At 65.0% G+C, this 12,949-nt stretch carries 14 protein-coding genes; all 14 read left to right on the top strand.

Annotation, left to right across the window (positions count from 1 at the left end):
- Nucleotides 1–8: 8 nt before the first annotated feature.
- The 14 genes from iscA (at nt 9) to der (ending at nt 12,669) form a co-directional block, all read left to right on the top strand.
- Entirely contained in the window at nt 9–332 is a 324-nt protein-coding gene (iscA, locus tag FEZ61_RS16630) for an iron-sulfur cluster assembly protein IscA (RefSeq protein ID WP_007162420.1), read from the top strand.
- A gap of 8 nt (nt 333–340) precedes the next feature.
- On the top strand, nt 341–862 hold the full coding sequence (gene hscB / locus FEZ61_RS16625) for a co-chaperone HscB (protein WP_064309415.1): 522 nt from the start codon (nt 341–343) through the stop codon (nt 860–862).
- 45 nt (nt 863–907) lie between these two features.
- Nucleotides 908–2,767, top strand: a complete 1,860-nt coding sequence (gene hscA, locus FEZ61_RS16620; RefSeq protein ID WP_064309414.1) for a Fe-S protein assembly chaperone HscA — start codon at nt 908–910, stop codon at nt 2,765–2,767.
- 7 nt (nt 2,768–2,774) lie between these two features.
- The gene (gene fdx / locus FEZ61_RS16615) at nt 2,775–3,113 is read left to right on the top strand and encodes an ISC system 2Fe-2S type ferredoxin (protein ID WP_017639751.1); all 339 of its coding nucleotides are present in this window, start codon (nt 2,775–2,777) and stop codon (nt 3,111–3,113) included.
- Between the two features lie 11 nt (nt 3,114–3,124).
- The gene (gene iscX / locus FEZ61_RS16610; RefSeq protein ID WP_017639750.1) at nt 3,125–3,325 is read left to right on the top strand and encodes a Fe-S cluster assembly protein IscX; all 201 of its coding nucleotides are present in this window, start codon (nt 3,125–3,127) and stop codon (nt 3,323–3,325) included.
- A 91-nt stretch (nt 3,326–3,416) separates the two neighbouring features.
- Complete coding sequence (ndk, locus tag FEZ61_RS16605) at nt 3,417–3,848, top strand: nucleoside-diphosphate kinase (protein ID WP_007162425.1); 432 nt, start codon at nt 3,417–3,419, stop codon at nt 3,846–3,848.
- A 93-nt stretch (nt 3,849–3,941) separates the two neighbouring features.
- Complete coding sequence (gene rlmN, locus FEZ61_RS16600; protein WP_017639749.1) at nt 3,942–5,081, top strand: 23S rRNA (adenine(2503)-C(2))-methyltransferase RlmN; 1,140 nt, start codon at nt 3,942–3,944, stop codon at nt 5,079–5,081.
- A gap of 10 nt (nt 5,082–5,091) precedes the next feature.
- Entirely contained in the window at nt 5,092–5,862 is a 771-nt protein-coding gene (gene pilW, locus FEZ61_RS16595; RefSeq protein WP_173149552.1) for a type IV pilus biogenesis/stability protein PilW, read from the top strand.
- Nucleotides 5,859–6,836 carry a helix-turn-helix domain-containing protein gene (locus tag FEZ61_RS16590; protein ID WP_017639747.1) on the top strand — a complete coding sequence of 326 codons (978 nt, stop codon included), beginning with the start codon at nt 5,859–5,861 and terminating at the stop codon, nt 6,834–6,836. The genes pilW and FEZ61_RS16590 overlap by 4 nt, the downstream gene beginning before the upstream one ends.
- 27 nt (nt 6,837–6,863) lie before the next feature.
- The gene (ispG, locus tag FEZ61_RS16585; protein ID WP_017639746.1) at nt 6,864–7,976 is read left to right on the top strand and encodes a flavodoxin-dependent (E)-4-hydroxy-3-methylbut-2-enyl-diphosphate synthase; all 1,113 of its coding nucleotides are present in this window, start codon (nt 6,864–6,866) and stop codon (nt 7,974–7,976) included.
- Nucleotides 7,977–8,000: 24 nt separating this feature from the next.
- Nucleotides 8,001–9,308 carry a histidine--tRNA ligase gene (gene hisS, locus FEZ61_RS16580; protein ID WP_017639745.1) on the top strand — a complete coding sequence of 436 codons (1,308 nt, stop codon included), beginning with the start codon at nt 8,001–8,003 and terminating at the stop codon, nt 9,306–9,308.
- An 11-nt stretch (nt 9,309–9,319) separates the two neighbouring features.
- The gene (locus tag FEZ61_RS16575; RefSeq protein WP_017639744.1) at nt 9,320–9,961 is read left to right on the top strand and encodes a tetratricopeptide repeat protein; all 642 of its coding nucleotides are present in this window, start codon (nt 9,320–9,322) and stop codon (nt 9,959–9,961) included.
- Nucleotides 9,961–11,103, top strand: coding sequence for an outer membrane protein assembly factor BamB (bamB, locus tag FEZ61_RS16570; RefSeq protein ID WP_173149550.1), 1,143 nt, complete (start codon nt 9,961–9,963; stop codon nt 11,101–11,103). Before FEZ61_RS16575 ends, bamB begins: the two co-directional genes overlap by 1 nt.
- Before the next feature lie 78 nt (nt 11,104–11,181).
- Nucleotides 11,182–12,669 (top strand): ribosome biogenesis GTPase Der, encoded by a 1,488-nt coding sequence (der, locus tag FEZ61_RS16565; RefSeq protein ID WP_173149548.1) that lies wholly within the window; start codon nt 11,182–11,184, stop codon nt 12,667–12,669.
- Nucleotides 12,670–12,949: the final 280 nt, after the last annotated feature.

The raw sequence follows: 12,949 nt of genomic DNA, 5'->3' as shown, positions 1-12,949 counted from the left end.
GAGGAACCATGGCGATCAGCATGACCGAGTCCGCCGCCCGCCACGTGCAGCGTTCCCTCGATGGACGCGGCAAGGGGGAGGGCATCCGCCTGGGCGTTCGTACCACGGGTTGCTCGGGGCTGGCCTACGTACTCGAGTTCGTCGATGAATTCGCGGCCGAGGACCAGGTGTTCGAAAGCCATGGCGTCAAGGTCATCATCGACCCCAAGAGCCTGGTCTACCTGGACGGCACCGAGCTGGATTTCGTGCGTGAAGGCCTCAATGAGGGCTTCAAGTTCAACAATCCCAACGTGCGTGGCGAGTGTGGCTGCGGCGAAAGCTTCAACATCTGAGGCCCGCCATGGGTAAGCCCTGTCACTTCGCGCTGTTCGAGATCAAGCCCGCCTTCGAGATCGACCAGGCGGGTCTGGCCGCGCGCTATCGCGACCTGGCCCGCACGGTCCATCCGGATCGGTTCGCCGATGCGCCGGAACGCGAGCGGCGCCAGGCGCTGGAGCGGTCGGCCGAGCTCAACGAGGCCTATCACGTGCTGCGCGCGCCGTCGCGCCGCGCGCGTTATCTGCTGGAGCTCGAAGGCCACGAGATGCCGCTCGAGGCGACCATCCAGGACACCGATTTCCTCATGCAGCAATTGCAGTGGCGCGAGGAGTTGGAAGACCTGCAGGACGCCGGCGACAGCGCGGGCATTCCCGCCTTCCGCCAGCGCCTCAAGGAGGCGCAGCGCGACATCGAGCAGGCCTTCGCGGTGATCTGGCAGGATCCCGCCCAGCGCGAGTCTGCCGAACGCCTGGTCCGTCGCATGCAGTTTCTCGACAAGCTGGCCAGCGAGATCCGCCAGCTCGAAGAGCGTCTGGACGATTAATCACAGGTGTCGCTCAGGCACCGACAACCATAAGCCGACTAGCCAATGGCTCTATTGCAGATAGCCGAACCCGGAATGGCGCCCAAGCCGCACCAGCGCAAGCTGGCGGTGGGCATCGATCTGGGCACCACCAATTCCCTCGTGGCTGCCGTCCGCAGTGGCGTGGCCGAGACCCTGCCCGATCTGCAGGGCGAGGTGATCCTGCCCTCCGCCGTGCGCTATGCCGCCGATGGGGTCGACGTGGGGGCAGGCGCCAAGGCCGCTGCCGCCCAGGATCCCTTCAATACCATTCTCTCCGTCAAGCGCCTCATGGGGCGTGGCATTGCCGACGTCAAGCAGCTGGGTGAGCAGTTGCCCTATCGCTTCGTCGCCGGTGAATCGGAAATGCCCTTCATCGATACCGCTGCCGGGCGCAAGAGTCCGGTGGAGGTCTCCGCCGACATCCTGCGGGTGCTGCGCGAGCGGGCCGAAGCCACCCTGGGTGGCGAACTGGTCGGCGCGGTCATCACCGTGCCGGCCTACTTCGACGATGCCCAGCGCCAGGCCACCAAGGACGCTGCCCGCTTCGCCGGACTGAACGTCCTGCGCCTGCTCAACGAGCCTACCGCGGCCGCCGTGGCCTATGGCCTGGACCGGGGCGAGGAGGGTGTGGTCGCCATCTACGACCTGGGGGGCGGCACCTTCGACATCTCCATCCTGCGCCTGACCCGCGGCGTCTTCGAAGTCATGGCCACCGGTGGCGACAGCGCCCTGGGTGGTGATGACTTCGATCATGCCATCGCCGGCTGGATCGTCCAGCAGGCCGGGTTGTCCAGCGATCTGGATCCGGGCACTCAGCGGCGCCTGCTGCAGAGCGCCTGCGCGGCCAAGGAAGCCCTGTCGGCTGCCGAGCGCGTAGAGGTCAGCCATGGCGACTGGTCGGGCGTGCTGGAGCGCAGCACCTTCCAAGAGCTCATCGCCCCGCTGGTGGCGCGCAGCCTCAAGGCCTGCCGCCGCGCCCTGCGTGATGCGGAAGTGGAGCCGGCAGAAATCGCTGCCGTGGTCATGGTCGGTGGCTCCACCCGCGTGCCCTATGTGCGCGAAGCCGTGGGCGAACTGTTCGAGTGCACCCCGCTCACCGACATCGATCCGGATCGCGTGGTCGCCATCGGCGCGGCCCTGCAGGCCGATTCCCTGGCCGGCAATCGTGCCGGCGAAGAACTGCTGCTGCTGGACGTCATCCCGCTGTCCCTGGGACTCGAGACCATGGGCGGCCTGATGGAGAAGATCATTCCGCGCAACACCACCATTCCGGTGGCGCGGGGGCAGGACTTCACCACCTATCGCGACGGCCAGACCGCCATGCTGGTGCATGTGCTACAAGGCGAGCGCGAACTGGTCAAGGACGCCCGCTCCCTGGCCCGTTTCGAATTGCGCGGCTTCCCGCCCATGGTCGCCGGTGCCGCCAAGATCCGCGTCACCTTCCAGGTCGATGCCGACGGCCTGCTCGGCGTCAGCGCCCGCGAGCTGTCCAGCGGCGTGGAAGCCAGCGTCCAGGTCAAGCCGTCCTACGGTCTGACCGACGGCGAGATCGCCAACATGCTGCAGGACTCCTTCCGTCATGCCGGTGACGACATGCAGGCCCGCGCGCTGCGCGAGCAGCAGGTCGAAGCGCGGCGGCTGATTGAGGCGGTCACCGCCGCGCTGGCCGCCGACGGCGAGCGCCTGCTGGACGCCGAGGAGCGTCAGGTGATCGAGCTGGAAATCGGCCAGTTGGCCGAGCTGCTGGACGCCACCGACCTCCAGGCGCTCGAAGACCAGACCAAGCGTCTTTCTCACGTAACCGATGCCTTCGCCGCCCGGCGGATGAACGCCTCGGTCAAGGCGGCCCTGGCGGGTCGTCGTCTCAACGATATCGAGGAGTAGTTCCATCATGCCGCAGATCACCCTGCTGCCCCACGCCGAGCACTGCCCCGAGGGCGCAGTCTTCGAAGCCAGCGAAGGCGAAACCATCATCGCCGCGGCCATGCGCAACGGCATCGACATCGAGCACGCCTGCGAGATGTCCTGTGCCTGCACCACCTGTCACGTAGTCGTCCAGGAAGGCTTCGATTCCCTCGAGCCTTCCGATGAGCTCGAAGACGACATGCTGGACAAGGCCTGGGGCCTGGAAATGCGTTCGCGCCTGTCCTGCCAGGCGGTAGTTGGCAGCGAAGACCTGGTGGTGGAGATTCCGCGCTACACCATCAACCAGGTTTCCGAAGGTCACTGAGGACAGCTGTCATGGCACTGAAATGGACCGATGTGCTGGATATCGCCATCGAACTCAACGACGCCCATCCCGACGTGGATCCGCGCTACGTGAACTTCGTCAAGCTGCGTAACTGGGTCGTGGACCTGCCGGAGTTCGACGACGATCCGCAGCGCGGTGGCGAGAAGGTACTGGAGGCCATCCAAGCCGCCTGGATCGACGAGTCCGCCTGACGCATCGCCCGTACCGCGCTACGCTTTTCACCGGGACCCGCGTATAATCCGCGGGTTTCGTTTTTGCTCTATTCTCACATTCGGAGTTCACATGTCTGTTCAACGTACCCTGTCGATCATCAAGCCCGATGCCGTATCCAAGAATGTCGTCGGTGAGATCGTCACCCGCTTCGAGAAGGCTGGCCTGCGCGTCGTCGCTGCCAAGATGGTCCAGCTGTCCGAGCGCGAAGCCGGTGGCTTCTACGCCGAACACAAAGAGCGTCCCTTCTTCAAGGATCTGGTCTCCTTCATGACCTCCGGTCCGGTCGTGGTCCAGGTGCTGGAAGGCGACAACGCCATCGCCAAGAACCGTGAGCTGATGGGCGCCACCGATCCCAAGAAAGCCGACGCCGGTACCATCCGTGCCGACTTCGCTGTCTCCATCGACGAAAACGCCGTCCATGGTTCGGATTCCGAAGCGTCCGCCGCGCGCGAGATCTCCTACTTCTTCGCAGCCACCGAAGTCTGCGAGCGCATCCGCTAAGGATGAGCGCCGGCCAGGGAAGCGGCCAGCCCGCCTTCCTGGCATCGCCCGCGTCCTGCGCGGGCTTCAAACAGATTTCGTCGAGGTGATCCCATGACCACAGCCACCGATAAGGTCAATCTGCTGGGCCTGACCCAGCCGCAACTCGAGTCGTTCTTCGAGTCCATCGGGGAGAAGCGCTTTCGCGCCGGCCAGGTCATGAAGTGGATCCATCACTTCGGCATCGATGATTTCGACGCCATGAGCAACCTGGGCAAGGCGCTCAAGGAAAAGCTCAAGGCCGCCGCGGAGATCCGTGGCCCCGAGATCGTCAGCGAGGACATCTCCCGCGACGGCACCCGCAAGTGGGTGATCCGCGTCGCCTCCGGCAGCTGCGTCGAGACCGTCTACATTCCGCAGAACGGCCGTGGCACCCTGTGCGTGTCGTCCCAGGCCGGTTGCGCCCTGGACTGCAGCTTCTGCTCCACCGGCAAGCAGGGCTTCAACAGCAACCTCACCGCCGCCGAAGTGATCGGTCAGGTGTGGATCGCCAACAAGTCCTTTGGCAGCGTACCGGCCAAGATCGACCGCGCCATCACCAACGTGGTGATGATGGGCATGGGCGAACCGCTGCTGAACTTCGACAACGTCGTCGCCGCCATGCGCATCATGATGGACGACCTGGGCTACGGCATCTCCAAGCGCAAGGTCACTCTGTCCACCTCGGGCGTGGTGCCGATGATCGAAGAGCTGGCCAAGCACATCGACGTCTCCCTGGCGTTGTCGCTGCATGCACCCAACGACGAGTTGCGCAACGAGCTGGTCCCGATCAACCGCAAGTATCCCTTGGCCATGCTGCTCGATGCCTGCCAGAGATACATCCGGCAACTGGGCGAGAAGCGCGTCCTGACCATCGAGTACACCCTGCTCAAGGACGTCAACGACCTGCCCGAGCACGCCCTGCAGCTGATCGAGCTGCTGCGCAACGTGCCCTGCAAGATCAACCTGATCCCTTTCAATCCCTTCCCGCACTCCGGCTACGAGCGGCCGAGCAAGAACGCCACCCGCCGGTTCCAGGAGCTGCTGGTGCAGGCCGGTTTCAATGTCACGGTGCGGACCACCCGCGGTGACGACATCGATGCCGCCTGCGGCCAGCTGGTGGGGCAGGTCATGGACCGTACCCGTCGCAGCCAGCGTTACATCGCCGTTCGCCAGCTCGACGGTGCCGAAACCGTGACGCCGCTCCAGGGCTGAGGGCGCGATCATGGCGATCACGCGCTTTGCGGCTGTCGCGCTCGCCCTGGTGGTCGGTAGCCTGGCCGGCTGCGTGACCGAGGGTGACCGCAACCCCATGGATACCCGCCAGGGACGGATGCAGGCCCGTGATGCCTACATCCAGCTTGGCCTCGGCTATGTCCAGCAGGGCAACACCGAACAAGCCAAGGTGCCGTTGAAGAAGGCCTTGGAACTGGATTCCTCCAGCGCCGACGCCCATGCCGCCCTCGGGCTGGTGTTCCAGGCCCAGGGCGAGACCGAACTGGCCGATCAGGAGTATCGCCTGGCCCTGCGCGAGCGGCCCCGCGATGCCCGCATCCTCAACAACTATGGCAGCTTCCTCTATGAGCAGGAGCGCTACAAGGATGCCTACGAACGCTTCACCCAGGCCGCCGAAGACAGCCTCTACCCCGAGCGCGCGCGGGTGTTCGAGAATCTCGGCCTGACGGCCTTGCGACTCAATCAGGTCGACTTGGGCAAGGAAAATCTGGAAAAATCCCTGCGGCTGGATCGCAATCAGCCCAGGGCCCTGTTCGAATTGGCTCAATTGGCCTATCAGACGCGCGACTACGTGCCGTCTCGCAGCTATTACCAGGCCTTCAGCCAGCTCAGCCCCCAGGATGCCCGCAGCCTGTTGCTCGGGATCCGCCTCGCCGAGGTGTTCAACGATCGCAACACCGCCGCGAGCTATGCCCTGCAGCTGAAGCGCCTCTACCCGAACTCACCTGAATATCGTCAACTTCAGTCGGAGCAGAAATGACCGCAGTGCAATCCGAAGCGGTACACGCCGGACGGGGCAATCCCGGTGAGATCTTGCGTCAGAAGCGACTGGCGCTTGGCTGGAGCCAGGCCCAGGTCGCCCAGAATCTCAATCTCAGCGAGCGCATCATCGAGCAGCTCGAGTCCGGCAACTATCAGCAGATGCCGGGGCACACCTTCGCCCGTGGCTACACCAAGGCCTATGGCAAGCTGCTGGGCCTGGACCAGGTCGAACTGGTGCGTACCTTCGACAGCTACACCGGCACCGATGCCAAGGGCAGCACCGTGCACAGCCTGGGCCGCCTCGACGAGCCGGTGCGGTTGTCGCGAAATGTCCTCAGATTCGTCAGTTTCGTCCTGGTGGTGCTGATCATCGCCATGGGTCTGTTCTGGTGGCAGGAGCGCAGTCGTCAGACTTCCAGCAGCAGCGCCGTGAGCATGGAGCATGTCGAGGTCGAGGGTGCCGACGGCAAGACCGAGATCCATCCCATCGACGAGCCGGAAGAACAGCCCCCGGTCACTGCTCAGCAGCCCGCCGTCACCCTGCCGTCTCCGGTAGGCACGCCGACGCCGGATGCCAATGCCGTGGCCGCCATGACCACCCCGACCGCCGCGCCGACTCCGGCCCCGGCCAGCGGTTCGAGCACGTCCACCCCTCCGGCGCCGGCTGCAACGGCGCCTGCCGCCTCGGCCACCGCGCCTGCCGCAGCGCCCGTCGCCGGCAGCGACAGCCTCAACATCCGCTTCACCGCCAACTGCTGGACGCAGGTCAGCGACGGTACCGGCAAGATCCTTTTCAGCGGCGTGAAAAAGGGCGGCGAGAGCCTCGACTACGCCTCGATCAAGGCGCCGGTCAACATCCGTCTCGGCTTCGCTCGCGGTGCCCAGATCACCTACAACGGCCAGGTCGTCGACCTCGCGCCTTACACCAAGGGCGAGACCGCCCGCATCAAACTCGGTCAGGCCGGACAATGACGTCCGGCGACCCCATGGGAAACCAGCATGCATAGCGAATCGCCCATCAAACGTCGGTTGTCCCGCAAGATCTGGGTCGGCTCGGTGCCGGTCGGCGGCGATGCTCCCATCGCCGTGCAGAGCATGACCAACACCGAAACCTGCGACGTCGACGCCACCGTGGCCCAGGTTCAGCGCCTGCAGGACGCCGGTGCCGACATCGTGCGCATCTCCGTGCCCGACATGGACGCCGCCGAAGCCTTCGGCCGCATCAAGCAGCGGGTCAGCCTGCCGCTGGTGGCCGACATTCACTTCGATTACAAGATCGCCCTGCGCGTGGCCGAGCTGGGCGTGGACTGCCTGCGCATCAACCCTGGCAACATCGGTCGCGAAGACCGGGTCAAGGCGGTGGTCGACGCGGCCCGCGAGCGCGGCATCCCGATCCGCATCGGCGTCAACGCCGGTTCGCTGGAAAAGGACCTGCAGAAGAAGTATGGCGAGCCCACCCCGGAGGCCCTGGTGGAGTCGGCCATGCGCCATGTCGACCATCTGGAGAAGCTGGACTACCCGGACTTCAAGGTCAGCGTGAAGGCCAGTGACGTCTTCATGGCCGTGGCGGCCTACCGTCAGCTGGCCACCCGCATCGAGCAGCCGCTGCACCTGGGCATCACCGAAGCCGGCGGCCTGCGCTCGGGCACGGTGAAGTCCGCCGTGGGCCTGGGCATGCTGCTGGCCGAAGGCATCGGCGACACCATCCGCATCTCGCTCGCGGCCGATCCGGTCGAGGAGATCAAGGTCGGTTTCGACATCCTCAAGTCCCTGCGCCTGCGTTCGCGTGGCATCAACTTCATCGCCTGCCCGAGTTGCTCGCGGCAGAACTTCGATGTGGTCAAGACCATGAACGAACTGGAAGGGCGCCTGGAGGACCTGCTGGTGCCCCTGGACGTCGCGGTGATCGGTTGCGTGGTCAACGGTCCCGGCGAAGCCAAGGAAGCCCATGTCGGCCTGACCGGAGGTACGCCCAACAATCTGGTGTACATCGATGGCAAGCCGGCCTCCAAGCTGAACAACGACAATCTGGTGGACGAGCTGGAAGGGCTCATCCGCCGCAAGGCGGCCGAAAAGGCCGAAGCGGATGCCGCGCTCATCGCGCGCAGCTGAAAGATCAAGGAATAAGGCCCTTTCGTGAGCAAGTCCCTGCAAGCCATCCGTGGCATGAACGATATCCTGCCGGAGCAGACTCCGGCCTGGCGTTACCTGGAACGTACCTTCGCGACGCTGCTCGACGGCTATGGCTACCACGAGATCCGTCTGCCCATCATGGAGTTCACCGAACTCTTCGCCCGTGGCATTGGCGAGGGCACCGACGTGGTGGACAAGGAGATGTACACCTTCCTCGACCGCAACGAGGAGTCCCTGACCCTGCGTCCGGAAGGCACCGCGGGTTGCGTGCGGGCCGTGCTCGAACACGGCATGACCGGTGGTGGCCAGGTGCAGAAGCTCTGGTACGCCGGGCCCATGTTCCGTTATGAGAAGCCGCAAAAGGGTCGCTATCGCCAGTTCCACCAGATCGGCGTGGAGGTGTTCAACCTGCCCGGTCCGGACATCGATGCCGAACTGATCGTGCTCACCGCGCGCCTCTGGCAACGCCTGGGCCTGACCGACGCCGTGACCCTGCAGCTCAACAGCCTGGGTTCCAGCGCCGATCGCGCCCGCTATCGCGAAGCCCTGGTGGCCTATCTGCAGGAACGCTTCGAGCAGCTCGACGAAGACAGCCAGCGCCGCCTGACCACCAATCCGCTGCGCATCCTCGACAGCAAGAACGCCCAGACCCAGGCGCTGCTGCAGGACGCCCCGACCCTGGCCGACTACCTGGACGACGAGTCCCGCGCGCACTTCGACGGCCTCAAGGCCCGTCTGGACGCCGCCGGCATTCGCTACCAGATCAACCCCAAGCTGGTGCGTGGCCTGGACTACTACGGCCGTACGGTCTTCGAGTGGGTCACCGACAAGCTGGGCGCCCAGGGCACCGTCTGTGCCGGTGGCCGCTACGACGGCCTGATCACCCAGTTCGGCGGCAAGCCCACCCCGGGTGTCGGCTTCGCCATGGGGGTCGAGCGCCTGGTGCTGCTGCTGGAAACCCTGGAATGCCTGCCTGGCGATCTGCAGCGACCCGCCGATCTCTATCTGTGCGCCTTTGGCGAGGCGGCCGAGCTGGCCGGCCTGAAGTTGGCAGAACAGTTGCGCGATGCCCGTCCGGACCTGCGTCTGCTGGTCAATGCCGGTGCCGGCAGCTTCAAGAGCCAGTTCAAGAAGGCCGACAAGAGCGGCGCGCTCTGGGCCATGATCCTGGGTGAAGACGAACTGGCCGCGCAACAGGTGGCACTCAAGCCGCTGCGTGGCGATGCGCCCCAGGAAAAGGTCGATTTCGCGGCCCTGGCCGCCCGTCTGGACGAGATTTTGCCCCTGGCCGGTTCCGGTCGCGGGAATTGAGGAGAACGGATTTGAGTTCCATCGACGACGACAATCTGGTGGTCGCCAAGGCCTGGTGGCAGCGTAACGGCAAGCCGCTGGTGGCGGGTGGTGTCATCGCCCTGGTGGCGGTGCTCGGCTGGCAGGGCTGGCAGCGTTACCAGAACAGCCAGGCGCAAGGCGCTTCGGTGCTCTATCAGCAACTGGTGGAAGCCACGCTGGCTCCCGGTGGCAAGGTCGACACCGCCCGGGTGACGGACACCTACGGCAAGCTCAAGCAGGATTATTCCGGTACCGCCTACGCCCAGTACGGGAGCCTCTTCGTCGCCAAGGTGGCGGTAGAGAACAATCGCCTGGACGACGCCGCCGCCGAACTCAAGGCCGTAGTGGACAAGCCCCATGACGCCGAACTCGGCGAGCTGGCGCGTCAGCGACTGGCCCGGGTGCTGGCGGCCCAGGGCAAGGCCGAAGAGGGCCTCAAGCTGCTGGATGGCGAGGCGCCCAAGGCCTATGTCGCCAATCGCGAAGAATTGCGTGGCGACCTGCTGGTGGCGCTGAAGAAGCCGGCCGAGGCCCGCGCCGCCTATGAAAAAGCCCGCGCCGCGCTGCCCAACGACGCAGCCGAAGGCGTGCTGCAGATGAAACTCGATGATCTCGCCAAAGGAGACGCCTGATGTTGCGCTGGAAGCCTATCGCGGTACTGGGTCTCGCCCTTGCGGTCGTCGGGTGCAGCAGCACCGGCAAGAAGGAATTGCCGCCGGCCGAGCTGAAGGACATCAAGGCTGAAGTTCGCCTGGATGAAGTCTGGAGTCGCTCGGTGGGCGACGGCCAGGGCAAGGAATACAACCGCCTGGTACCGGCCGTCGACGGCCAGACGATCTTTGCCGCTGATGCCGACGGCCGGGTCATGGCGATGAATCGCGAGACCGGCCAGGTGCTGTGGAAGAAGGACCTGGACCTGCCGGTGTCCGGCGGCGTCGGCGTGGGCTCCGGCCTGGTGCTGGTCGGCACCCTGCGTGGCCAGGTGATCGCCCTCGACAGTGCCAGTGGCGACGAGAAGTGGCGCGCCCAGGCGTCCAGCGAAGTGCTGTCCGCCCCGGTGGTCAACAACGACGAGGTGGTGGTGCAGTCCCAGGACGACAAGCTGCAGGCCTTCGAGCTGGGCAGCGGCACCCGTCGCTGGATCTACGAAGACACCCAGCCGGTGCTGAGTCTGAGAGGCACTGGTGCGCCCCTGGTCACCAACCAGGTGGTCATGGCCGGTTTCGCCAGCGGCAAGGTGGTCGCTCTGGACGTGCAGCGCGGCCTGCCGCTGTGGGAACAGCAGATCGCCGTGCCCAAGGGCCGTTCCGAACTGGAGCGGATCGTCGACGTGGACGGCGGCCTGTCGCTGTCGGGCGACACCCTCTATGTGGTCAGCTACAACGGCCGCGTGGTCGCGCTCAATCCGGCCAACGGCCAGATCCTCTGGCAGCGTGACGCCTCCAGCTACGACGGCGTGGCCGAAGGTTTCGGCAACGTCTACCTGAGCCTGGACAACGGCACCGTGGAAGCGGTCGAGGAATCCTCCACCTCCGCGCTCTGGACCAATGCCGATCTGGCCCGTCGCCAGCTCACCGGTCCGGTGGTCTGGTCGAGCAACGTGGTGGTGGGCGACTACGCCGGCTACATCCACCTGCTGAGCCAGGTCGACGGTCGTTTCGTCGGTCGGACCAAGGTCGACGGTGACGGCGTCCGGGTACGACCACTGGTCGTCGGCGACATGCTCTACGTTTACGGCAATGGCGGTAAACTCGTCGCCTATCGTCTGCGCTAGAACCCTTTATCCTCAACCGATGGCCGCTACCGTGAAGTTCGGTAGCGGCCATCGTGTTTTCTGCTCTGGGAGAGCCGTATGGTTCCCGTAATTGCCCTGGTGGGGCGGCCGAACGTCGGCAAATCCACGCTTTTCAACCGCCTGACCAAGACTCGGGACGCCATCGTCGCCGACTTCGCCGGCCTGACCCGCGATCGCAAGTACGGCGAAGCCAAGTGGCAGGGACGCACCTACATCGTGGTCGACACCGGCGGTATCTCCGGTGACGAGGAAGGCATCGACCTGAAGATGGCCGAGCAGTCGCTGCAGGCCATCGAAGAATCCGATGCGGTACTGTTCCTAGTGGACTCCCGCGACGGCATGACCGTCGCCGATCAGATGATCGCCGAGCACCTGCGCAAGCGAAACAAGCGCACCTTCCTGGTGGCCAACAAGGTCGATACCGTCGACCCGGATATCGCCCGGGCGGAATTCAGCCCGCTGGCCATTGGCGACGCCTATCCTATCGCCGCGGCCCACGGGCGCGGCGTGAACAATCTGCTGGAAGACGCCCTGGGCGTCTTTCCCAAGGATGAGTTCGAGGTCGAGGAGCTCACCGAGGAGCAGGTGCGCGCTGCCGCAGAGGAGGGTGGTGACGTCTTCCGTCGCGTGCAGGGCATCGACGAGACCACCGGCATCAAGATCGCCGTGATCGGCCGGCCCAACGTCGGTAAATCGACCCTGGTCAACCGCATGCTCGGCGAAGAGCGGGTGATCGTCTATGACCAGGCCGGTACCACTCGCGACAGCATCTACATCCCCTTCGAGCGCAACGAAGAACGCTACACCCTGATCGACACCGCTGGCGTGCGCCGCCGCGGCAAGGTCTTCGAGGCGGTCGAGAAGTTCTCGGTGGTCAAGACGCTGCAGGCGATCCAGGACGCCAACGTGGTGATCTTCGTCATGGATGCCCGCGAAGGCGTGGTCGAGCACGACCTCAACCTGCTCGGCTTCGTGCTGGAGACCGGGCGTGCCCTGGTGATCGCCCTGAACAAGTGGGACGGCATGGAGTCCGGCGAGCGCGACTACGTCAAGACCGAACTGGAACGCCGCTTGCTGTTCGTCGACTTCGCCGACATCCACTTCATCTCGGCGCTGCATGGCACCGGCGTGGGCCATCTGTACAAGTCGGTCCAGCAGTCCTTCGCCTCGGCCACCACCCGCTGGCCCACCAGCCGCCTGACCCAGATCCTCGAGGACGCGGTGCAGGAGCACCAGCCGCCGATGGTCAGCGGCCGGCGCATCAAGCTGCGCTATGCCCACCTGGGTGGCGCCAACCCGCCGCTGATCGTCATCCACGGCAACCAGACGGAAGCGGTGCCCAAGTCCTATACCCGCTACTTGGAAAAGACCTATCGCCGGGTGCTCAAGCTGGTGGGTACGCCGATCCGTATCGAGTACCGCGGTGGCGAGAACCCCTTCGAGGGCAAGAAGAACACCCTCACCGAGCGCCAGGTCAACAAGAAGCGCCGGCTGATGAGCCACCACAAGAAGGCCGAGAAGAAGCGCAAGGACAAGCGCCGGTAAGCCGGTCGGGCGTTGTGAAGGGAAGGGGGCTAATAGCCCCCTTTTTCTTTGTTAGAGGATTGGGGCGAGGAGGCTACTAGCGCACCGAACTTCCCTCTCTCCCTTTGGGAGAGGGTTGGGGTGCGGGCATCCCGTACGACGTTTGTTCCAGTGGAAAAGACTGCGCCGTTTTCCACGCTACGGTGGTTCCTCTTCGCGGCAGCGGCGGTGCATTGATGCGTCCGGGTGGACGAAACAACCCCCTCTCCCTTTGCGAGAGGGCTGGGGTGAGGGTGATCCC

The sequence above is a fragment of the Pseudomonas sp. MS15a(2019) genome (genome assembly GCF_013277805.1).
GTDB classification, from domain to species: domain Bacteria; phylum Pseudomonadota; class Gammaproteobacteria; order Pseudomonadales; family Pseudomonadaceae; genus Chryseomonas; species Chryseomonas benzopyrenica.
The sequence above is the reverse complement of the archived record's forward strand: the minus strand, read 5'-3'. Positions and strand labels throughout refer to the sequence as shown.